Annotated in this window: 16 protein-coding genes; 8 read left to right on the forward strand and 8 right to left on the reverse strand. The window is 71.9% G+C overall.

All coding sequences use genetic code 11. The features are described 5' to 3' along the window. Positions 1–2 precede the first annotated feature (2 nt). The 6 genes from ACZ6R6_RS33270 to ACZ6R6_RS33295 are packed head-to-tail and all read right to left on the reverse strand — an operon-like array spanning position 3 to position 6208. Positions 3–848, reverse strand: coding sequence for a family 3 encapsulin nanocompartment shell protein (locus ACZ6R6_RS33270; RefSeq protein ID WP_470100091.1), 846 nt, complete (start codon positions 846–848; stop codon positions 3–5). A gap of 57 nt (positions 849–905) precedes the next feature. Continuing rightward, the gene (locus ACZ6R6_RS33275) at positions 906–1736 is read right to left on the reverse strand and encodes a class I SAM-dependent methyltransferase (RefSeq protein ID WP_470100093.1); all 831 of its coding nucleotides are present in this window, start codon (positions 1734–1736) and stop codon (positions 906–908) included. 35 nt (positions 1737–1771) lie between these two features. Further along, positions 1772–2599, reverse strand: coding sequence for an SDR family NAD(P)-dependent oxidoreductase (locus ACZ6R6_RS33280; protein ID WP_470100095.1), 828 nt, complete (start codon positions 2597–2599; stop codon positions 1772–1774). A gap of 22 nt (positions 2600–2621) precedes the next feature. Continuing rightward, positions 2622–3602, reverse strand: a complete 981-nt coding sequence (locus ACZ6R6_RS33285; RefSeq protein WP_470100097.1) for a sulfotransferase — start codon at positions 3600–3602, stop codon at positions 2622–2624. Positions 3603–3617: 15 nt separating this feature from the next. Further along, positions 3618–4784, reverse strand: a complete 1167-nt coding sequence (locus tag ACZ6R6_RS33290) for an MFS transporter (protein WP_470100099.1) — start codon at positions 4782–4784, stop codon at positions 3618–3620. Continuing rightward, on the reverse strand, positions 4781–6208 hold the full coding sequence (locus ACZ6R6_RS33295; protein WP_470100101.1) for a DegT/DnrJ/EryC1/StrS family aminotransferase: 1428 nt from the start codon (positions 6206–6208) through the stop codon (positions 4781–4783). Before ACZ6R6_RS33295 ends, ACZ6R6_RS33290 begins: the two co-directional genes overlap by 4 nt. 634 nt (positions 6209–6842) lie before the next feature. Here ACZ6R6_RS33295 and ACZ6R6_RS33300 point away from each other — a divergent pair. From ACZ6R6_RS33300 to ACZ6R6_RS33310, 3 genes are read left to right on the forward strand one after another with little or no spacing between them, the layout of a single operon-like run. After that, complete coding sequence (locus ACZ6R6_RS33300) at positions 6843–7961, forward strand: C39 family peptidase (RefSeq protein ID WP_470100102.1); 1119 nt, start codon at positions 6843–6845, stop codon at positions 7959–7961. A gap of 2 nt (positions 7962–7963) precedes the next feature. After that, positions 7964–9967, forward strand: coding sequence for a S9 family peptidase (locus ACZ6R6_RS33305; protein ID WP_470100104.1), 2004 nt, complete (start codon positions 7964–7966; stop codon positions 9965–9967). 31 nt (positions 9968–9998) lie between these two features. Continuing rightward, on the forward strand, positions 9999–11264 hold the full coding sequence (locus tag ACZ6R6_RS33310) for a M20/M25/M40 family metallo-hydrolase (RefSeq protein ID WP_470100106.1): 1266 nt from the start codon (positions 9999–10001) through the stop codon (positions 11262–11264). Positions 11265–11966: 702 nt separating this feature from the next. Here ACZ6R6_RS33310 and ACZ6R6_RS33315 read toward each other — a convergent pair. Further along, a complete protein-coding gene (locus ACZ6R6_RS33315; protein ID WP_470100108.1) occupies positions 11967–13166 on the reverse strand; it encodes an ROK family protein in 1200 nt (399 codons plus the stop codon). 192 nt (positions 13167–13358) lie between these two features. Between ACZ6R6_RS33315 and ACZ6R6_RS33320 the strand changes: the two genes are divergently transcribed. From ACZ6R6_RS33320 to ACZ6R6_RS33340, 5 genes are all read left to right on the forward strand, one after another. After that, positions 13359–14576: an ABC transporter substrate-binding protein gene (locus ACZ6R6_RS33320; protein WP_470100110.1), complete on the forward strand. Its 1218-nt coding sequence runs from the start codon at positions 13359–13361 to the stop codon at positions 14574–14576. A 138-nt stretch (positions 14577–14714) separates the two neighbouring features. After that, on the forward strand, positions 14715–15563 hold the full coding sequence (locus ACZ6R6_RS33325) for a carbohydrate ABC transporter permease (protein ID WP_470100112.1): 849 nt from the start codon (positions 14715–14717) through the stop codon (positions 15561–15563). Continuing rightward, positions 15560–16408 carry a carbohydrate ABC transporter permease gene (locus tag ACZ6R6_RS33330; RefSeq protein WP_470100114.1) on the forward strand — a complete coding sequence of 283 codons (849 nt, stop codon included), beginning with the start codon at positions 15560–15562 and terminating at the stop codon, positions 16406–16408. Before ACZ6R6_RS33325 ends, ACZ6R6_RS33330 begins: the two co-directional genes overlap by 4 nt. A gap of 44 nt (positions 16409–16452) precedes the next feature. Then, the gene (locus ACZ6R6_RS33335) at positions 16453–18489 is read left to right on the forward strand and encodes a beta-galactosidase (protein ID WP_470100116.1); all 2037 of its coding nucleotides are present in this window, start codon (positions 16453–16455) and stop codon (positions 18487–18489) included. A gap of 349 nt (positions 18490–18838) precedes the next feature. After that, complete coding sequence (locus ACZ6R6_RS33340; protein WP_470100118.1) at positions 18839–20737, forward strand: DUF2264 domain-containing protein; 1899 nt, start codon at positions 18839–18841, stop codon at positions 20735–20737. A gap of 65 nt (positions 20738–20802) precedes the next feature. On the opposite strand, the gene ACZ6R6_RS33345 is transcribed toward ACZ6R6_RS33340, so the two are convergent. Then, positions 20803–21681 carry an ABC transporter permease gene (locus ACZ6R6_RS33345; RefSeq protein WP_470100183.1) on the reverse strand — a complete coding sequence of 293 codons (879 nt, stop codon included), beginning with the start codon at positions 21679–21681 and terminating at the stop codon, positions 20803–20805.

A 21681-nucleotide genomic window follows, 5' to 3' on the forward strand; every position in this document is an offset into this window, starting at 1 on the left:
GGTTACAGGCTCACGATGAAGAAGTTGGTCGGGAGGTTGATCACGACCCGTTCGTAGATCTCGGCCATGAGCGCGAGGCCGGGCTCGGCGAAGACCCCCGGGGGCGGCTCGGCGAAGCGGATCACCGAGCGGCCGGCGTCGAACAGCAGGGCGCCGTGTCCGAAGTCGCCGACGATGGCGGTCCCCGGATCGACCAGACGCGTGCGCACGATGAAGACGCCGTTCTGCTCGACGTCGTCCATCAGGCGGCTGTTGCCCATGAACGTGTAGTAGTCGACGGGGTTGATGATGAGGCCGTCGGCCGTGCCTCCCATCTGCTCCACCTCGTTGCACGCGGCGAGGATCGTCGAGCCGAACGGTCCCTTCGACGTCATGCGCGCGATCTGCGGGATGTTCAGCAGCCCGCCCCCGCCGCGGATGATCGTGTGGTTCTCGGCCGTGGCGAGGCGGACGATGAGCCGGTAGTTGACGAAGGACTCGAAGGTCTCGGCGTCCTCCCACAGGTCCGGCGGGACCTGGACCCACGCGGTGGTGGGCAGGAGCTCCGGGATCGGCGCCTTGTGGAAGCGGTTGGCCGCCTCGCGCCTCAGGTCGGCCTCGTCGACCTTCGGGTCGTCCGGGTGCGGCGGGCTCTCCCGCCAGTAGTACTGCCGCGGGTCCCTGGAGAGGTCGACGACCTTGAGCATGTTGCGTGCCGGATAGCGCGGCTTCCGCCGCGAGCTCGTCAGTGAATCGGTGATCGTCACGTCGTACTCGACGCAGGCCTCGGTCCCCTTGACGGCACAGGCCTCGACGAACATCCGGCCCGGTGACATCTCCGTCTTGCGCTGGGCGACGACTTCCGCCATCGTGCGCTTCATATTGTCTGTCCGCTGCATGGCTTCCTCGCTGGTCGTGGTTGTGCGCTACCGCTTGCGGGCGACGAAGATCCCCCAGCCGAACTCCCCCTGGTCGATGGCGACCTGGATCTCCTCGCAGGAGTCGGAGAAGGCCAGCATCCAGGCCCGCGCCGCGGCGTCCTGCGTCCCCTCGGCGCGCTCGCGCGCCGTCTTGCCCAGCACGCGGTAGGTCTGCCTGATGTGGCTTTCGAGGTTGCGGGCGAGGAGGATCTCGAACCCGGCCCTCTCCAGGGCCGCCTGGTACTCGACGAGCGAGTAGCCGCCGCTCCATCTCACGCGGTCGTAGACGTGCCTGCGGGCGCGCTCGCCGATCTCCTTCTTGGGCTGGAGGAAGTCGGAGAAGGCGAAGACTCCGCCGGGCCGCAGGACGCGGTGGATCTCGGCGTGGCTGCGCGGCTTGTCCGGCACGAGGAAGAGCGCGTCCTGACTGACGACGTGGGAGAAGCCGCCGTCTCCGTAGGGCATCTGCGTCGCCGAGCCGTGGCGGAATCCGATGCCGGGCCGGTCGCCGGCCAGCTCCCGCGCGAACTTGACGCGTTCCTCGCTCAGGTCGAGCCCCTCCCCCCGGCAGCCGCGCCGGTCGGCGAGGTGGATCAGGAAGTTGCCGCAGCCGCAGCCCACGTCGAGCACGTGGGAGGAGCCGTCGATCCCGGCCTCGGCCGCCATGATGTCGGAGGTCCGCTCGGCGGCCGCGCGGTAGTCCTCGTCGGCGCCGTCGGCGAAGTACCCCGTGTGGAGGACGCCTTCGCTGTCCCAGAAGTTCAGGTAGGTCGCGGTGGTCTGGTCGAAGAAGTCTCCGACGTCCTTCTCCGTGTAGACGTGGCTGGTCATCGACATCACAGGCTCCCTTGTCTGCTCAGGTCTCGCGTCCGTCATGCGTAGGTGTTCTTCTGCGCGGCCGTCAGGTGCGGCAGCTCCGGCCCGGTCACGCCGGCGCCGCCGTCGATCAGGTGCACCGCGCCGGTGACGTAGGAGGCCCGCTCGCTCGCGAGGAAGGCCGCGACGGCGGCGACCTCCTCCGGGCGGGCCAGGCGGCCCACGGCGCTGTGGTGGCCCATGGCGCGTAGCTGGGCTTCGACGTCGCCGCCGCCGGCCAGCTTCGCCGCCGCCCGCTCCATCGGCGGGGTGCGGACCCCGCCGGGGGCCAGCACGTTGACGGTGACGCCGTCGCGGCCGACCTCCGGGGCGAGCGCCTGGGCGAAGCGCACGATGGCGGCGCGTGTCATCCCGGACAGCGCCAGCGGGGCGATGGGGACGCTCGCGGTCTCCGAGGCCACGAAGAGCAACCGGCCCCATCCCGCGGCCCTGAGGTACGGCAGCGCCGTCAGGGCCAGATTCACCGCCGGCAGGAGCACCCTGTCGACGGCCGCCTGGTATTCCTCCAGCTCGAACTGCGAAGCCGTACCGATCGGCGGGCTGCCGCCGCTGACGAGGACGACGTGGAGCACGCCCAGGTCGGCGACGACCTCCTCCACCCAGCGGCGTGCCGCCTGCCGGTCGGTGATGTCGACGCTCGTGGTGTGGACGCGGCCGCGCGCCACCTCCTTGAGGTCGCGCTCGGCGGCCTCCAGCCGGTCGCGGTCGCGCGCGCCGATCGCGACGTGCGCGCCCTCACCGGCCAGTTCCCTGGCGACGGCCAGGCCGATGCCGCTCGAACCGCCGGCGACAAGCGCGACCTTGTTCTCAAGCCCCAGGTCCAATCGTCGTCCTCCTCGCTGCTCGCTACTGTTCGCTGCTCTTGGCCGCTCGCGGCGCGGCGGTGTCGGCCCGCCGCCCGGACTGGAGGGTGCCGCCGTATCCGTAGCCATAGCGCCGGAAAAGCGGCCATGACAGCGTCGCCGCCGCCAGCTTGGCGGAGGTCGAAAGACCGTTCCGCCAGGAGTCGTCCCGGTCCCTGATGACGGTGGCGCCGGTGCGGAAGCGGTCCGGATTGCCGGTGACCGTGTGGTTGGCGTGCAGCTCGACCTCCCGGTCCCGCACCGGGTTGCCGGCCGGATCGGCGCCGCACAGCCGCAGGAGCGTGTCGACGGTGCCGGCCGGATCGGCGATGAAGTCCTCATAGCGCAGGAAGATCGACCGCTCCGGATGGCGCCGGGTGATCGCGTGGGAGGCCAGGTTGAAGCCGTGCCAGTAGGCCGTGCTCATCCGGGACGACATGGCGTAGACGTACTGCTTCGGCTCGCGCCAGGAATGGGCGACCGCCCGGGGGTCGCGCACGAGGTGGACGTAGTAGGGCGTCACCCCCTCCAGGTGCGGCAGCAGCGCCGCCTCCCCCGGGATCTTCGTGGTGTCCACGATCACCTGCGTGCCGGTCCGCTCGGCGACGGCGTGGTAGGTCCGCGCCATCAGGGCGGCGTGCTCGCGGATGTCGTCGCAGTGCAGCCCCCGGTCGAGCACGCGCCAGGTGTGCCGGGTCCGGACGCAGGCGCGCTGGCGGCGGATCACCTCGTCGGCGTGGGCCTGCGGCGAGAGGCCGGCGGGCAGGCCGGACAGGAGGATCTCCGACCAGACGGGGCAGCGGGTCAGCACCTCGCCGCAGCCGCACAGGCTGTTGACGCCCTTGCCGGCGGCGTTCTTCCACAGGAAGTGCACCTCCCCGACGTGGAAGAACCCCGGGATCTCGTTGAGGACGTTGCCGATGATGGTGCTTCCGTTGCGGCACCAGCCGGTGATGCAGAGGATCTTGAGTGGTGTCGTTCCCATGGTGTTCTCCTCAACTCAGCCCGCGGCCGCCGGCTGTTCGCTCGGCTGGCGGACGCACAGGGCCACGGCCACGGCCGCCGCCGCGCAGACGGCGCCGACGACGAACACGGCGGGGTAGCCGAAGCCGGTGGCGACCACTCCGATCAGCGGCCCCCAGACGGCCAGGCCCAGATCCCAGAAGGAGGTGTAGGCGCCGATCGCGGCCCCCTGCTTCGAGCTGTCGGTGAGGTTCATCACCATCAGGGCGAGCGACGGGTGCAGCAGCGAGAATCCGACCCCCATGACCAGGCCGCCGAACACGGCGACCGGCAGGTTCGGCGCCAGAGCGATGATCAGGAGGCCGGCGGCCTCGCCGATGCCGGACCAGATCGCGACCCGGCGCGGTCCGAGCCGGTCCGGCAGATGCCCGATGACCAGTCGCGTGCCGCCGTAGACGGCGCTGAAGCCGCTGAGCACCGCGACGCCCGAATGGATGCCGCGGGCCTGCAGGTGGAGGACGACGAAGGCGGCGAGCCCGGCGTAGCCGGCGGCGGCGAGCGCCAGCGCCGCCCCGGGCAGCAGCGCAGGGCGCAGGAGCAGGCCGCCGCCCCCGCTCGGCTGCCCGGCGTGGGAGGGCCCGGGGACCGAGCTGATCAGCAGGAGGCCGGCGAGCGCGGCGGCGACGCTGAAGCCCCACACCGCGCCGTAGCCGGCCGGCAGCAGCACCGCGCCCAGGAAGGTCCCCACCGAGATCCCGCCCCACATGCTGACGCCGTAGAGCCCGATCAGCTGCCCGCGGCGGTGGTGCGGCGCGAGCGAGACGGTCCAGACGGCGCCCGCGGTGAAAAGCGACGCCTCTCCGACGCCGAGCAGCAGGCGGTCGGCGACGAGGCCGGTCAGGCCGAGCGGCAGGAAGTAGAGCGCGCCGCCGGCGGCGACGATCAGCGCGCCCATCTGCATGACCCGGCGATGGCCGTAGCGGTCGGCCAGGTGGCCGGCCACCGGCCGGACGAGCAGCGCCGTGAGCGCCGTCGCCATGACCACCAGCCCGACGGCGAAGTCGGTGGCGCCGAAGTTCTCCCGGACGAAGCCCGGCAGGACCGGGATCGCCGCGGTGAGGCCCACGTAGCCGCAGAAGAGTCCGCCGAAGACTCCGACGAGGGCCCGGCGCGGGATCGTGCCCCGGTCGGCGGAGGTCGTCATCGCCGCCGCCTGCGCCGGGCGGCGTCGGCCGTCCCGGCGGCCGGGACCGGCTCCGCCGTGAAACCGCCGAGCGCGTGCCTGCGCTCGTCGGCCGCGCCGGCCTGGACCGGCTCCGGCGGGCGCCGGTCCGCTCCGGCGGCGCGCGCCACCTTGCGGACCGCCTCGATCAACTGGTCGCAGTCCTCGGTCGAGAGGCTGGAGGACAGGGGGACGTCGACCGCCTGCTCCATGTGGCGCGTGGTGTCGGGCAGCAGCGCCTTGATCTCCTTGACCTCCTCGGCGCCGAACAGGAACCGCCAGTTCCAGAAGACCCGCGCGTTGGCGTCCTCGTCGGAGCCGAGGTTGCGCGCGTCGATGCCCTCGCAGCACAGCGCGCGGGCGAACCATTTGGCGTCCCCGCCCGGGACGCGGAAGATGAACGCCTCTCCGAGGTAGGCGCCGGGCGCCACCGGCTGCCGGATCTCGATCTCGGTGAGGTCCGAGAGCGCCGCGGCCACGTAGTCGTAGTTGCGGCGGAAGCGCTCCAGGCGGACCGGCAGCCGGCGCAGCTCGGCGCGGAGCAGGGCCGCGCGGATCTCGTCCATGCGGAAGCTGAGCAGCGGCAGGTCGAGGTCGGTGGCGATCGGCGGCTCGCCGTCCGGGAAGTGCCGCCGGACGCGCCCCTCGTAGGCGCCCGAGAGCACGACGGCGCGGGCGAAGAGCACGCTGTCGTCGGTGACCAGGAAGCCGCCCTCACCGCAGTTGAGCGACTTGTCGGACTGGGTGCTGAAGGCGCCCGCGAGACCGAAGGTGCCGAGTTTGCGGCCCTGCAGCTCGACGCCGAGGGCCGGCACGGCGTCCTCGAACACCGGCACGCCCATCTCCGCCGCCAGGCGCGTCAGCCCCTCCATGTCGGCGGCGAAGCCGCGCATGTGGACCACCAGGATCGCCTTGATCTCGGGCGTCCAGCGGCGGCGGAGGTCGTCGAGGTCCATGCGGAGGTTCTCGTCGACCTCCACCAGGAGGGGCTTGCAGCCGGCGAGCACGATGGCGCTGGGCGTGGCGACGAAGGTGAAGCCGGGACAGGCGATCAGGGAGCCCGGCGGGATCCCCGCCGCCATGATGGCGAGCGAGATCGCGGTGGTGCCGCTCGACACGGCCAGCGCGTGCTTGCTGCCGAAGTAGCGGCACAGCTCCTCTTCGAACCCGCCGCACTCGGTCTCCCGGTGGGCTCGATAGTCGTAGCGGAAATAGAGGTGGCTGCGGATGGCGCGCAGCGCCGCTTCCTCGTCTTCGGGATGGACGAAGACGGCTCCCTTGTCGTAGGTCGGCCAGGGCGTGCGCCGGACCGGGTCGCCGCCGTGTACGGCGAGCCGCGCGTCCCCGGCTCCGCCGGGCTCCCGGACTGACCCGGCAAGTGCCGGACTCTCCATTTTTCCGTCCACCGTCGGGCTCCTTGTTACTGGCGTTATCGGCTGGGTTCTCTCGTTGGCGGCATTTGGGCAGGCGTGGTCACCGCACCGGCGCGGCTGTGGTCGCGGGCCGGCGGCGTGGAAGGGGGCGATGGTGAACGTGTCTGTCAGGCGCCCCGCCGCGGTCGCGGGGCCGAGAGCGGCCGGGCCTCAGGGGGCGCCGCGCGGGCGGCGCTCACCATGGCCGGGCCGCACCGCTGTCCTGGTCTGCCCGGCGCGGCCGGGCAGGGCGCCGGAGGCGATCCGGCCCTGGCAGGACTCCGATGAGCTTGGCGGTCTTTTTCGATCAGGCTGGGGGCGAGGAAGATCTTCTGAATGTTCTCTAAATGCCCTGACAGTGTCAATGGGGATAAATATTCTGATAGTGACAATAAATAAATGCGTTTACTGAGTGTCCTTAATTTCGCTAACTCCGGCCGGTCATCGTGCTTTTCCGCCTTCAGGACCCCGGACCGCCGCCTCCGGGCGCCCCGGGACCCGCGGACCCCGCGCCGTCACGCCCCGGCTCCGGCCAGGACGCCACGCGCCGCCGGCGCGGCGGGTCGCCGGTTCCGGATACGTAAACCTTCCGATGCGCCACACCGGGCCGGAAACCACAATCGGCCAGGTGGTCACGCCCTTCCCCGACGATCCGAGCCGCGTCGTCCTGCACCGGTGGACGGATCCGGTCCCGCACGAGAGCGGGCTGGCCGACTACCGCGACCCGTTCGACGGCACCGTGAGGACCTGGGAGTACCACCGCTGGACCGGCGAGGAACGGGACATCGGGTTCCCCGCGACGGAGCTGGTGCCGTCATGGACGGCGAACACCCCGCCGGGGACCTGGCTGGAGGTCGGGCTGCGGGCCCGGACCGTCTCCGGCGACCTCACCAAGTGGTACGTGATGGGCCGCTGGGCCGAGGGCGCCGGCGACATCCACCGGACCTCCCTGCCCGGCCAGGGCGACGAGGACGGTGACGTCGCGGTGGACACCTACGTCGCCACCAGGCCGGTCACCGCCTACCGGCTCAGGTTCACGCTGTACGGCTCGGGCGCGCGGGTCCACCGGGCCGGGGTGATGGCCTCGGCGGTGCCCGTGCGGGCGACGGTGCCGGCGAGCCCGCCCGGTACGGCCGCGGGCGTGGAGCTGGAGGTGCCGCGCCGGTCGCAGCACATCCACGCGGGGCACTTCCCCGAATGGGACGGCGGCGGGGAGAACTGGTGCAGCCCGGCCTCGATGAGCATGGTGCTCGCCTACTGGGAGCGCGGCCCCCGCCAGGAGGAGCTGTCCTGGGTCACGCCGGGCGACCCCTGTCCGGCCGTGGACCACGCCGCCCGCGACATGTACGACCACAGCTACCAGGGCACCGGGAACTGGCCGTTCGGCGTCGCCTACGCCGGCCGGTACGGCATGGACGGCTTCGTCACCCGGCTGCGCTCGCTCACCGAGCTGGAGCGCCTGGTCCACGCCGGGATCCCGGTGATCACCTCGCAGTCGTTCCGGGACCACGAGCTGCCCGGCGCGGGATACTCCACCGGCGGCCACATCATGGTCGTCGTCGGCTTCACCTCCGACGGCGACGTCATCGCCAACGACCCCGCCGCACCGGACGACGACACGGTGCGCCGGATCTACCCGCGGGCCGCGTTCGAGAACGTCTGGCTCCGCAGCTCCGGCAGCGGGGGGATCGTGCACATCGTCCACCCGCCCGGCTTCCCCCTGCCCCCTTCCGACGGCAACTGGTGATCATGCTGAACGACTCTCCCATCCGCCCCATCGACGTGGCCAGGGTGGACGACCGTCCGCTCTGGGTGGAGATCCTCGGGGAGGAGGTGTGGTGGGACGAGCCTCGTCCGCACGAGGGCGGGCGCAGGTGCGTGGTCCGGCGCGGGCCGGACGGCGTACCCCGTGACGCGATCCCGCAGGGCTGGAACTCCCGCAACCGCCTCATCGAGTACGGCGGACGCTCCTGGCGGCCGTTGCCGGACGGCCGGGTCGTCTTCACCAACTGGGCCGACCAGCGGATCTACCTGTACGGCGGGCGGCCCGGCCCGGCCCCCGGGACCGACGGGGCGGCCGGCGGCCCGGCGGCCTCCCACGGCGACGGCGACCGGCCGCTCCCCCTCACCCCCGACGACGGCGCCCGCTACGGCGACCTGTACCTGCCGCCGGGACGCGAGGAGGTCTGGGCCGTCCGCGAGACCCACCCGGCCGCACCGGAGACCGGCACGGCCGGGACCGGCGCCGCGGAGAGTCCGGAGGACGGCGCCGGGTCCGGCCGGCGGCCGCTGCCCCGGCGGGACCTGGTGGCGGTGCCGCTGGACGGCGGACCGGTGCGGGTCATCGCCACCGCCCAGCACTTCCTGACCAACCCCCGTCTCTCCCCGGACGGGACGCACGTCGCCTGGATCGGCTGGGACCACCCCGCCATGCCCTGGGACGGCACCGAGCTGTGCGTGGCCCCCCTGGACTCCGCGGGTGCGGCCGGGCCCTACCGGGTCGTCGCCGGCGGCCCGCAGGAGTCGGTGATCCAGGCGGAGTGGCGCGACGACGGCGCGCTCTACGCGCTCACCGACCCGGACGGCTGGTGGAACCTGCACCTGGTCCCCCTCGACGGCTCCGGGGCCCGCAACCTGGCCCCGCTCCAGGAGGACTGCGGCGACGCCGTCTGGCGGCTGGGCAACACCTGGTTCGCGCTCGCGGGCGACCGGATCGTCATGGTGCACGGCACCCCGGACCTGCGCCGCCTCGCCGTGCTGGACCCGGCCACCGGCGAGATGACCGACCTGGAGGCGCCGCCCACCTACTGGAACCCCACGGTCTCCACCGGCGGGGACCTGGTGGCGGGCGTGGCGGCCTCGCCGTACACGCCGTTCGAGGTCGTCACGGTGGACCTGCGCACCGGCGCGCACGCCGTGCTGTCCCCCGGGAAGGACCTGCCCGACCGCGACGCGCTGCCCGAGCCCGAGGCGGTGACCTTCGACGGCGTGCACGCCCACCTCTACCCGCCGCGCGGCGTGACCGGCCCCGCCCCGTATGTGATCTTCGTGCACGGCGGGCCGACCAGCGCCAGCACGATGGTCCTCGACGTGGAGATCGCCTACTTCACCAGCCGGGGCATCGGCGTGGCCGACGTCAACTACGGCGGTTCCACCGGTTACGGCCGCGCCTACCGGGAGCGGCTGCGCCACCAGTGGGGCGTGGTGGACGTGCGCGACTGCGAGACGGTGGCGCGGGGCCTGATCGACGCCGGGCGGGCGCACCCGTCGAAGGTCGCGATCCGGGGCGGCAGCGCGGGCGGCTGGACGTCGGTGGCCGCGCTGGTGCACAGCAAGGTCTTCCGCGGCGCGGTGGCCCACTACGCGATCACCGACCCGGAGGGCTGGGCGGCCGAGACCCACGACTTCGAGTCACGCTACCTCGACGGCCTGATCGGCCCGCTCCCCGAGACCCGGCAGCGCTACCTGGACCGCTCCCCCACCCTGCACGCGGCGAACGCCTCCGGCCCCGCGCTGCTCATGCACGGCCTGGAGGACGCGATCGTCGACCCGGTCCAGGCGGAGCGGTTCGCCGACGCGCTGGAGCGCGAGGGCACCCCGTGGGCCTACCTGACCTTCCCCGGCGAGCAGCACGGCTGGCGCCGGGAGGAGACCATCGTCGCCGTGCTGGAGGCCGAGCTGGCCTTCTACGGCCTGATCTTCGGGTTCCCGACGCCCGAGGTGCCGCCGCTTACCCTGCGGGGTATGCACTGATGATCAATCTTTTCTCGGGGGAGCTCCTTCCATGAACGAGGTCGCACAGATCTGCTCGGACCTGATCAGGTTCGACACCACCAACCCCGGCTCCGGAGAACGCCCGGCGGCCGAGCACGTCGCCGGGCTGCTGTCCGAGGTCGGCATCGAGCCGGTGGTCTTCGAGTCGGCGAGGCACCGCACCAGCGTGGTCGCCCGCATCCCCGGCGACTCGCCCGAAGCCCTGCTGGTCCACGGCCATCTGGACGTGGTCCCGGCCCAGCCCGCCGACTGGCGGGTGCACCCGTTCTCCGGGGAGATCGCCGACGGCTGCGTCTGGGGCCGGGGCGCGGTGGACATGAAGGGCACGCTGTCGATGACGCTCGCCCTGGTCCGCGACTGGGCCCGGCGCGGCGTGCGGCCCAAGCGCGACCTCGTACTGGCCTTCCTGGCCGACGAGGAGGCCACCGGCGAGTACGGCTCGCGGTACGCCGCGACGCGGCACCGGGAGCTGTTCGACGGCTGCACCGAGGCGATCAGCGAGTCGGGCGGTTACAGCGTCCAGGCCCCGAACGCGCGGATCTACCCTGTCGCGGTGGGTGAGCGAGGCACCGCCTGGATGAAGCTCACCGCCCACGGCGTCGCGGGCCACGGCTCCCGGCCGCCGAAGGACAACGCGGTGGCCGAGCTCTGCCACGCCCTGTCCAGGGTCGCCTCCTACCGGTGGCCGGTACGGCTGACCCCCGGGGTGGCGGCGCTGATCAGCAGCCTGGCGGACATCCTCGGCGAGACCATCGACTACGACCGCCTGGAGGAGGAGGCCGAGCGGCTCGGCCAGGTCGGCGCGCTGTTCAAGGCGCAGATCCGCAACTCGGCGAACCCGACGATGCTGGAGGCGGGCTACAAGGTCAACGTGGTCCCCGGCACCGCCACCGCCCACGTGGACGGCCGTTTCCTGCCCGGTTACCGGGAGGAGTTCCTGGAGACGATCGACCGCCTGCTCGGCCCCAAGGTCACCCGCGAGTTCGTCAACATCGAGGACGCCCCCTCCGCGCCGCTGGACTCCCCGTTCTTCGAGCAGCTCTGCGCCGCGCTGGTCGCCGAGGACCCGGCCGCGCGGCCGGTGCCGTACGTGATGTCGGGTGGCACGGACGCGAAGTCGTTCGCCGACCTCGGCATCAAGGGCTACGGCTTCGCGCCCCTGATGCTCACCCCGGACCTGGACTACTACGGCATGTTCCACGGCGTGGACGAGCGCGTCCCCGTCGAGGGCCTGGAGTTCGGCGTGCGCGTCCTGGACCGCCTCCTCGCCTCCTGAGGACACCAACGGCGGGCCGCCCGGGGAGGGGCGGCCCGCCGTCGTGTCATGCCGGGGGTGGCCGGCGTCCGGATCGGCCCGGTCATGCCGGGGGGACGATGTCGTCGGCCCGGTCATGCCGGGGTGGGCGACGTCCGGGTCTACTCCCAGCCGTCGGCGCCGCCACCCGCGCGACCGGCGTCCCGTTCCGGCCGGGTGGTCCCGGCGGGCGCGTCGGCGAGGTGGATCCGAAGGTCCCGGCTGCTCATGTGCCAACTCCTCTGCTCGGCGATGGTCGGACTGCTGCCCTACCCGACATTGCGACGGTAAACAGATTATTTGACAAAATGTCATCCGTCGCTGATCAAGAATAAGGTCTATCCCGGTTCAGCGGGGGCTGTTTCCTATCAGTCCGTACCGGTCCGCAATCACCTCGATCGTCCGGCCGCCCACCCTCATGACGCCGACGAGGATCGCCGCCCGGGCGGAGCCGACCGCGCGGGCCCGCGCAGGTGACGGGCGGTCCCGCGCCGCCGCGCGCCGGTCGGACGGCACACGCGGGACCGGACCGGCGACCGGCGCCGCCCGCTTTCCAACGACCGATATGCCGCCCCTTTCCTCTTTCCGGATATGCGGCGATTGATCTTGACTGACAACCGATCCGGCCCGCGCAGCCCGACGCGCCGCCGGGTCGAGGGCGCCGGCCGTGCCAGGGCCCACGGGTCAGCGGACGAGGGGGACCTTCGCGGCGGAGTGGGTGCTGGAGTGGGCGCTGAAGAACCTCTCCAGGACGAGGGTGGCGGCGCCCAGTGCCACCGCGTCGGGGCCGAGGCGGCCCAGCACGATGGAGGTCGCCGCGTACGGCTGGGCCAGGGAGTTGTCCGCGGAGGCGGCGCGGATGTCGGCGAGCAGGTACCGGCCGAGCAGGAGACCGGCCCAGCCGCCGATGATGATCCGCTCGGGGTTGATCAGATTGATCAGGTTGGCCAGGCCGACCCCCAGGTAGGTCGCGGTCTCCTCGATCACCGGTGAGCCGGATTCGAGCAGACGGCCCAGCTCGACCTGCCAGTCGGCCGTCCGCGTGGGGATCCCGGCGCGGTCGAGGATGGCCTCGGCCCCGACGTATGCCTCCAGGCAGCCACGCCCGCCGCACCGGCAGGCCCGGCCGTTCACAACGATCTTGGTGTGTCCCAGCTCGCCCGCGCTGCTGCTCACGCCGTGGAAGGTCGTCCCGTCGGTGACGACGGTGGCCCCGACCCCGGAGCCGATGAGCACGATCACCGCGTCACCGGCCCCGCGGCCCGCGCCGAACAACAGCTCCGCCTGGCCCATCGTCTTGGCGCCGTTGTCGATGAACACCGGGAACGCGGTGCCGGCCCGCATGAGGGCGCCCAGCGGGACGCCGTCCCAGCCGAAGGTCTTGGCGTGGACGAGCACGTCGTCGCCGCGCTCCACGATGCCGGGGACGCCGACCCCCACGCCGAGCACCTGCCCGGCGGAGATCCCGGCGTCGGCGAGCACGACGTCGATGCCGGCGAGGATGTGCCGCACGACCAGCTCGATGTCGTGCCTGGCGGGGCGGAGGGCGTACTCGACCTTGGCCTTCTCGTTCATCTCCAGGTCGAACAGCTCCACGCGCACGTGCGTGTCGGCCACGTCGACGCCGATCGCGTAGCCGTAGACGGGGTTGACCCGCAGGATCATGCGGGGGCGCCCGCCGTCGGACTCGACGTGGCCGGCCTCGACGATGACGTTGTCGGCGAGCAGGTCGCCGGTCATGCTGCTGACCGTCGCGGCGCTGAGGCCGGTGAGGCCGGTGAGCTCGTTGCGGCTCACCGGGCCGCTGAAGTAGAGCGTCCGCAGCAACATGGCCTGGTTGCCCTTGCGGACATCCCGGACCGTCCTGCGTTCAGGCTTTGCCATGACCACCTTTCCCCGCTTCGCCCCGCATATTAGTTCAAAGCCTGAAGGTCAGGGCCGGAAGCCCCGGGACCTGGCACGGCACCGTCGACCCCGGGTCATCGCGGGTGCGTTACCAAAGCGTTTCCCCAGAGGGCTGAACTTTTTTTGCGTCTTAGATTATCGTCCGTTCAACCCCCTATGAGGAGTCAGGAAATGATCAGGAGAGTCACAGGGACGGCGTCCGGCGTGGCGATGCTCATCGCTCTCGCCGCGTGCGGCGGCGGCTCCGAGCAGGCCGCGGACACCAAGACACTGACCTACTGGATGTTCCAGGACCGCACGCCGCAGGCGGGAGAGGTCGTCGAGAAGCTCCGGGCCGACTTCGAGAAGGCCAACGGCGTCACGGTGAAGATCGTCAAGATCCCCAAGGACGACTACAACACCAAGCTCGGCAGCGCCGTCGCCGGCGGGACCGTCCCGGACGCCGGCGTCCTCGACCAGCCGCTCGTGTCCCGGTACGCGCTGGACGGCACGATCAAGGAGGTGCCCGCGGGCACCGTCGACGAGAAGACGCTCTACACCGGGGCGCTGAACACCAACCGGGTCGACGACAAGCTCTACGGCCTGCCGCTGGACCACACCGCGGTGGCCCTCTTCTACAACAAGAAGCTGGTGCCGACCCCGCCCAAGACCTGGGACGAGCTCAAGCAGATCACCGCGAAGATCCACCAGGACGACCCGAAGACCGCCGGCATGGTGGTGCCCAAGGGCGACGGCTACGGCGGCTGGATGTGGCCGGGCTTCCTCGCCGGCGCCGGCGGCTCCCTCGTGGACGAGAAGAGCAAGAAGATCCTCTTCGACCAGCAGCCCGGCGTCGACGCGCTGCAGCTGTGGGTGGACCTGCTCCCCTCCTCTCCCAGGCAGATCACCGACTCGGACAAGGCGTTCGAGAACGGCCTGGCCGGCATGATGATCTCCGGCCCGTGGGACGTCGCCAACATCAAGGACCAGTTCCCCGACCTGGAGTTCAACACCGCGCCGCTGCCCTACAAGACCGAGCCGGCCGGCAACATCGGCGGCGAGAACGCGGTGGTCTTCACCAAGGGCAAGAACGCCGACCTGGCCTGGAAGTGGATCCGGTACCTGACCGACGCCGACAACAACACCAAGCTGGCCCAGGCCCTCGGCGGCTTCCCGACCAACATCGCGGCCGCCGAGCGGGACGCCGCGAGCTTCGGGCCCGAGCAGGCCGCCTTCCTCGAGCAGCTCAAGGTCGCCCACGCCCGCCCGGCCCTGCCGCAGTGGATCCAGATCAACGACGAGATCATCGCTCCGGCCATCGAGTCGGCGCTGAGCGGCAAGGTCACCTCCCAGCAGGCGCTGAGCGACGCGGCGGCCAAGACCCGCACCCTGCTCGGCTGGACCGGCTGACCCGAAGGCGAGGCAGACGTGGCATCTCCGGTGCCGGCCGAAAAGCCCACCGCGCCTCCCGAGCCCGGGAGGCGCCGCCGCCTCCCGGGCCTCGGGAGGCGCGACCACGTCATCGGGTGGCTCCTGATCGCCCCCGCGATGGCGTACTTCGTCGTCTTCCTGCTCTACCCGGCGCTGTCGGCGCTCTACTACAGCTTCACCGACTGGGACCTGCGGTCGGCAGCGGACTGGGTGGGCCTGGCCAACTACACCGACCTACTCTTCGACGACGTCAAATACCCGCACTTCTGGAAGTCGGTGGGCGTCACCTTCCAGTACACGCTGATCGCGGTGCCGCTGACGCTGGGCAGCGCGCTGGCCCAGGCACTGCTGCTCAACGCGGTCCGCCGGGGCTCCAACCTGTTCCGGCTGCTGCTGTTCCTGCCCGTGGTCACCGCCGAGGCGGCCGTGGGCGCCATCTGGCGCTGGCTCTACGACCCGCAGTACGGGCTGGTCAACGGCTTCCTGGGGCTGTTCGGGATCCCCGGGCAGAACTGGCTCAACACCCCTGACCTGGTCATCCCGGCGCTGGCGTTCATCGCCGCCTGGCAGTGCGGGATCTCGATGATCATCTACCTGGCCGGGCTGAAGGGCGTCCCCGACTCGATCCGCGAGGCGGCGACCATCGACGGCGCCGGACCGGTCCAGCGGTTCTGGAGGGTCGTCTTCCCGATGCTGCGGCCCACCACCTTCTACCTGCTGGTCACCGGCGTGATCGCGGCCCTGCAGGTGTTCGGCCTGGTCTACGTGATCTTCTCGGGCGGCGGCGGCAAGAGCGTCACCGGCGGCCCCGAGCAGTCAGGTCTGACCTACGTCCTGCACCTGTACCTGTTCGCCTTCCGCTACGACGCGATGGGCGCCGCCTGCGCGATGTCGTTCATCCTGTTCCTCTTCATCATGATCATCACCGCGCTGCAGTTCAGGTTCGTCAAGCAGGAGGCCTCGTGAGCACTTCGAGGAGAGCGGGGCGCGCGTCCATCCACGTCGCCCTGGTGCTGCTGGCGGCGGTCTCGGTCGTCCCGTTCGTCTGGATGCTGGCCACCTCCTTCAAGCACGGCTCGGACGTCTACACCAAGGTGCCCAGCCTGCTGCCGCTGGACCGCAAGACCGGCGACTGGTCGCCGACGCTGGAGAACTACGAGCACGTCCTGCAGGTCGGCGGCCTCGGCCAGGCGTTCCTCAACAGCGTCTGGGTCTGCCTGATCCTGGTGCCGGCCAAGCTCCTGATCGACGCGCTGGCCGCCTACGCCTTCGCCCGCATCCCCTTCCCGGGCCGGGACAAGCTGTTCGTCATGCTGCTGGCGGGCATGATGGTGCCGACCATCACCCTGCTGGTGCCGCGCATCGACGTCACCCAGCAGCTGGGCATGTTCGACTCCGGATGGGGCCTGATCGTGCCCAACGTGGCCTCGGTCCTGGACATCTTCCTGCTGCGGCAGTTCTTCCTGTCGCTGCCGGGCGAGCTGGAGGAGGCGGCGCGCATCGACGGCGCCGGACGGATGCAGATCTTCTGGCGGATCATCCTGCCGCTGTCCAAGCCCGTGCTCGCGGTCGTCACGATCACCAGCTTCATCTTCCACTGGAACGACCTGGTCTGGCCGCTCGTGGTCCTGAACAACCCCGACCTCTACACGCTGCCCCTGGCCCTGCAGCAGCTGGCCAGCAGCGAGTCCGGACGCGCCTACCACATCATGGCGGGCGCCGCCCTGGCGGTCGTCCCCGTGATCGTCGTCCTGCTGATCTTCCAGCGCCGCATCATGCAGGGCATCGCCTTCACCGGCCTCAAGAGCTGATCCTCCTACGGCGCGAGCCGTACCCGACGAACGGAAGTGTGAGCGTGACCATCGAGGTCCGCGACGGGATCACCGTCATCGACGGCGAGTCGCAGGTGCTCGTCAGTGCCGACTACCCCTACTACCGGGACGACCCCGGCGTCTGGGCCGACCGGCTGCGGGCGCTCCGCGACGAGCTGGGCATCAAGGTGATCAGCAGCTACATCCCGTGGCGGCACCACCAGCCCGACCCCGGGACGGCGCCCGACTTCACCGGCGCCGGCCACCCCGCCCGGGACGTCGTCGGCTTCATCGGCCTCTGCCACGAGCTCGGGCTGAAGGTGATCGCCAAGCCCGGACCGTTCATCCACGCCGAGACGGCCTACGGCGGCCTGCCCGACTGGGTCTGCCCCTCGGTCGACGCGGAGATCGAGCCGCTGCTCGACGCCGCGGGCGAGCCCTCGCGCTGGACGCACTCGGGCGAGCGGCCGGGAAAGGTGCTGCCCGCTCCGTTGGGGCCGGTGTTCCTGGCCAGGGCCACCCAGTGGCTGTCGGCGGTCGGCAAGGACGTCCTGGCGGCCACGGTCCACCCGGACGGCCCGGTGATCATGATGCAGATCGCCAACGAGGGCATCTACACCAACGGCGCGCAGTCGCTGTCGGCCTACGACTACAGCCCCTCCGGGCTGGCGTTCTTCCGCGGGCGCCTGCCGGCGTGGTACGGCTCCGTCGAGGAGTACAACCGCACCCACGCGACGGCCCACCAGGGCTGGGACGAGATCGAGCCGCCCCGCTCCTGGACCCCGGCCACCCGGCCGGAGGAGCTGCAGACCTACGCCGACTGGGGGCGCTTCCACGCCGAATACCTCGCCGAGGTCTACCACCGCTGGGCCGCGGCGGTGGACCGCCGGGTCCCCACGGTGGTCAACCTGAACCCGCCGACGGTCGAGGAGCTGGACGACTGGCTGGCCCGGGTCCGCCCGGAGACCTGGCAGGACGTCGCCTACGGGTTCACCAACTGGATGGGCGTGGTCTCGACGGACCCCGACTCCCAGGCCCGCTACGTGACGGCCGCCAAGCGGTCCCCCGGCCCCAACCTCGAGGAGAACTGGGGTTTCTCCCTGCTCTACGACCAGGCGTACTCCGACGCGGCCACCAGCCACCACCAGACGCTGCTCGCCCTGGCCGCCGGAGCCACCGGGTTCAACGTCTACACCGGCGCCGGCACCTCCAGCTGGTCGCCCGACCTGGACTCCGCCCACGCCGCGCCCTACCCCGACCGCGCCCCCATCGCCGCCGACGGCTCCGCCACCGAGAAGGCCCCCGTCGTCCAGGCGCTGGCGGACTTCTTCGCCCTGCACGGCGCGGAGTTCCTGGAGTGCGCACCGGTGACGGCCGGAGCCTTCGGGCTCTACCTGCCCTACGCGGGCATCGCCGCCTGGGCCGGCCCCGGCTCCGGCGGCCCCGAGTGCGGCCGGTCGCTACGCGCCTTCCACGACCGCATGCGGCTGGCGGGCGACGACTACGCCGTCGTCGAGTTGGAGAGCGCCACGCTGGAGCGGCTGGGCGCGCACGGGACGCTGACGGTCCCCGGCGGCCCGTTCATGCACCGCCACGTCCAGGACCTGCTGGCCGACTACCTCGCGGGCGGCGGGCAGGTGCTGCTGGAGGGCCCCACGCCCGACCTCGACGAGGAGCTGCGCCCGTACGGCGTGCTCGCCGACGCGCTCGGCCGTCCCCCGGCAGCCCCGGCCGCCCCGCGGGCGCAGGCGGTCCGGGTGACGCGCGGCAGGGCGGACGCCTTCCTGCGGGTCCATCCCGGACGCGACGTCCAGTACCTGACGGTCCTCGTGCAGAGCGACAACGAGGGGCCGGTCAGGGTGGAGACCGCCCACGGCGTGGTCGAGACGGCGTGCGCGCGGGGCGGGGCCGCCGTGGTGCGGCTGGCCGGAGGCGAGCTGGACGACTTCGTGGTCAAGGGGGTCAACGGTTTCCTCGACTCCGCCGTGCCCGCGTGGATCACCGTCGGCGAGCGGGGGGCGCGGGCCGAGCGCCCCGCGGACCTGGCCCGGATCGGCGGGAAGGTCCGCACGGACGGCTGACCTGGGGTGGGCGGCGCGGAACGTCCCGTCGACGTAGAGCCGGCCGTCGCCAAGAGAGAGTGTCATGCCGGAGTCATACGTTTTTTCCTGTACAAAAATAAGAATTGAAACACAGTCGAGAGGATGACGGCCAGGGGCCGGATCCCGGACTGTCGGCCCCCTTTAATCAAAGTGTAAATTTAAGCATTGGCAAGCGATCGGGGAGCAGCCGGGCTCACCGGTGGGGCGGCTTCACCTCTTCTCGCGGCGCCCCGTCCACGCGTGACCCGGTGAGCGGGCCGGCCCCGAACAGGCGGCCCGCGAGGCGGCGGACCCGGTCATCCACCACGGAACACGGGGTTTGGCGGTATTGGAACGATCAGCCACATCAGCGGCGGCGGCGCGGACCCGCCCGGCGGGGAGCCTGACCGCCGGGCGGAGAGCGGGACCCGCCGTCCCGCGCGACCGCGAGGACCTGGGCCGGCTCGTGCGCGAGCTGACCGACCCGCTGATCCCCCGCCTCAGCCCCGGCCGCGCGCGTCTGCGGCTCGGCGACAACGCCGCCCACTACCCCGACGCGGCCGCCGAGCTGGAGGCGTTCGCCCGGCCGCTGTGGGGGCTGGGCCCCCTGGCCGCGGGCGGGGGGACCTTCGAGCACTGGGACCTGTGGCGCCGGGGCCTGGCGGCCGGCACCGACCCCCGGCACGAGGAGTTCTGGGGAGCGGTGACCGACGTCGACCAGCGGCTGGTGGAGACCGCCGCGATCGGCCTGGCGCTCGCCGTCGCGCCCGAGGCCGTGTGGGACCCGCTGGGCGGCCGGGAGCGGGACAACCTCGCGGCGTGGCTGCTGCACGCGATCACCGCCGAGCCCGCCGACAACAACTGGCGCTTCTTCCCCGTCATGGTGGGGCTCGGCCTGGACCGCGTCGGCGTCCGGTTCGACTCCGCCGCCAACCTCGCCCACCTGGAGCGGCTGGAGTCCTTCGCGCTCGGCGCGGGCTGGTACGGCGACGGGCCCACCGCCCAGCGCGACTACTACGTCCCGTTCGCGATGCACTTCTACGGCCTGATCTACGCCACCCTCGCCGGGGACCGCGACCCCGCCCGCGCCGGGCGCTTCCGCGACCGGGCGGCGGCCTTCAGCCTGGACTTCCAGCACTGGTTCGCCTCGGACGGAGCGGCCGTGCCCTTCGGCCGGAGCATGACCTACCGCTTCGCGCAGGGGGCCTTCTGGGGCGCGCTCGCCTTCGCCGACGTCGAGGCCCTGCCCTGGGGGACGGTGAAGGGCCATCTGATGCGGCACCTGCGCTGGTGGCTGGCGCGGCCGATCCGCGACTCCGCCGGGCTGCTGACCCTCGGATACGCCTACGCCCAGCCCGCGCTCACCGAGCAGTACAACGCCCCCGGCTCCCCCTACTGGGCGCTGAAGGCGTTCCTGCCGCTGGCGGTGCCCGCCGAGCACCCGTTCTGGACGGCGCCGGAGGAGCCCGCCGGGGACCTCCCGCCGGTCAGCGCCCAGCCGGAGGCGGGCGTCGCGCTGATGCGCTGCGAGGAGGGCCGGCAGGTGGTCATGCTGAGCGCGCGGCAGCACCACACGTGGGTACGGCACGGCGCGGCGAAGTACGCCAAGTTCGCCTACTCGACCTCTTTCGGGTTCAGCGTGCCGAGCGGCACCTGGGGGCTGGAGCAGGGCGCCTTCGACAGCACGCTGGCGCTGAGCGAGGACGGCGTGCACTGGCGGCCGTGCGAGGTGCCGCGGGATGCCACGGCCCACGGCGACCTGCTCCACGCCCGGTGGACGCCGTGGCCGGATGTGGAGGTCGAGACGTGGCTGGTCCCCCACGCCCCCTGGCACGTACGGGTGCACCGCCTGCGGTCGGGACGCGCGCTCCACTCCGCCGAGGGCGCGTTCGCGGTGAGCCGTGACGCGCCGGCCCGCCGCTCCGGCGCGGGAGCGGGCCACGCCCGTATCGACTCCCCCGCCGGTCTGTGCGTGATCGAGGACCTCGGCGGGGCGCGGACCGGACGGCTGGTGCACGCCCTGCCCGGCACCAACGTCCTCGCCCCACGTACGGTGATCCCCACGCTGACCGGGGAGCACGGGCCGGGCGAGCACTGGCTGGCGTGCGCCGTGCTGGGCCTGACGGAGGCCCCACCGGACGCGGGGTGGCCCGAGCCGCCCGGCCGGGAGCCCCTCTCGGGCCTTCTCGCCGGCAGCCCCGCTCTCGACGCGCTCGGCGCCGGCGCCGAGGACTCCGCCCGCGGGTGACCGGCCGCGGCCGGAGCGGCCTCCCGGCCTCCCGGCCCCGCGGGCCCGGCCGGCGAGGCGGTCCCCTAGCGCAGCTTGGGGTCCAGGGCGTCGCGGACGACGTCGCCCAGGAGCAGGAAGCTGAGCACCGTCGCGGTGAGGAACAGCGACGGGAAGACGAGCAGGTGGGGGTATTCGGCGAAGTAGGCCTGGGCGACGTTGAGCTGTAGACCCCAGGAGACCTCGGGATACTGCAGGCCGACGCCCAGGTAGTCGAGGGTGGCCTCGCCGGCGATGACGTTGCCCACGTTGAGCATGGCCACCACGAAGACCGGGGCGATCGCGTTGGGCAGGATGTGCTTGAACATGATCCGACCGTCGCCCGCCCCGAGCATCCGGGCGGCGGCCACGAAGTCCATGTCGCGGACCGCGATCACCTGGGCGCGCATGAGACGGGTCATCGTGGTCCAGCCCAGCACGACCAGCACCAGGGTCATCGCCCAGACGCCGTGGTCGGGGAAGGCGATCAGGATCACGGTCGCCCCCAGGACGAACGGGATGCCGAAGAACACGTCCGTGAGACGGGAGATGAAGGCGTCCATCCAGCCGCCGTAGTAGCCGGCGAGCAGGCCGAGCACGACCGAGATGAGCAGGGCGAAGACCGTCACCGCGATACCGATCAGGACGGAGGCCCGGGTGCCGTGCACGATCTGCGACCAGTATTCGCAGCCCTGCAGGTCGTAGCCGAACACCGCGCCGCCCGGGCCCTTCTTCGACATCCGCAGGTTGCAGCCCTGGTTGGGACCGAAGCTGGTGAACAGGCCGGGGAAGAGGGCCATCGCGACGGCGACCACGAGGATCACCATCGAGAACCAGAAGATCACCCGGTGGCGCAGCTCCAGCCAGGCGTCGTACCAGAGGGAGCCGGGCCGGCTCTTGACGGTCTCGGCCTCTGCGACCTGCAT

This window comes from Streptosporangium sp. NPDC048886 (assembly GCF_055586905.1).

Excerpts from the sequence above, each read along its gene's own strand:
- ACZ6R6_RS33270 (WP_470100091.1), bottom strand. The coding sequence starts at position 848 with ATGGCGGAAGTCGTCGCCCAGCGCAAGACGGAGATGTCACCGGGCCGG.
- ACZ6R6_RS33275 (WP_470100093.1), bottom strand. The coding sequence starts at position 1,736 with ATGTCGATGACCAGCCACGTCTACACGGAGAAGGACGTCGGAGACTTC.
- ACZ6R6_RS33285 (WP_470100097.1), bottom strand. The coding sequence starts at position 3,602 with ATGGGAACGACACCACTCAAGATCCTCTGCATCACCGGCTGGTGCCGC.
- ACZ6R6_RS33290 (WP_470100099.1), bottom strand. The coding sequence starts at position 4,784 with ATGACGACCTCCGCCGACCGGGGCACGATCCCGCGCCGGGCCCTCGTC.
- ACZ6R6_RS33305 (WP_470100104.1), top strand. The coding sequence starts at position 7,964 with ATGCTGAACGACTCTCCCATCCGCCCCATCGACGTGGCCAGGGTGGAC.
- ACZ6R6_RS33310 (WP_470100106.1), top strand. The coding sequence starts at position 9,999 with ATGAACGAGGTCGCACAGATCTGCTCGGACCTGATCAGGTTCGACACC.
- ACZ6R6_RS33315 (WP_470100108.1), bottom strand. The coding sequence starts at position 13,166 with ATGGCAAAGCCTGAACGCAGGACGGTCCGGGATGTCCGCAAGGGCAAC.
- ACZ6R6_RS33320 (WP_470100110.1), top strand. The coding sequence starts at position 13,359 with ATGATCAGGAGAGTCACAGGGACGGCGTCCGGCGTGGCGATGCTCATC.
- ACZ6R6_RS33325 (WP_470100112.1), top strand. The coding sequence starts at position 14,715 with ATGGCGTACTTCGTCGTCTTCCTGCTCTACCCGGCGCTGTCGGCGCTC.
- ACZ6R6_RS33345 (WP_470100183.1), bottom strand. The coding sequence starts at position 21,681 with ATGCAGGTCGCAGAGGCCGAGACCGTCAAGAGCCGGCCCGGCTCCCTC.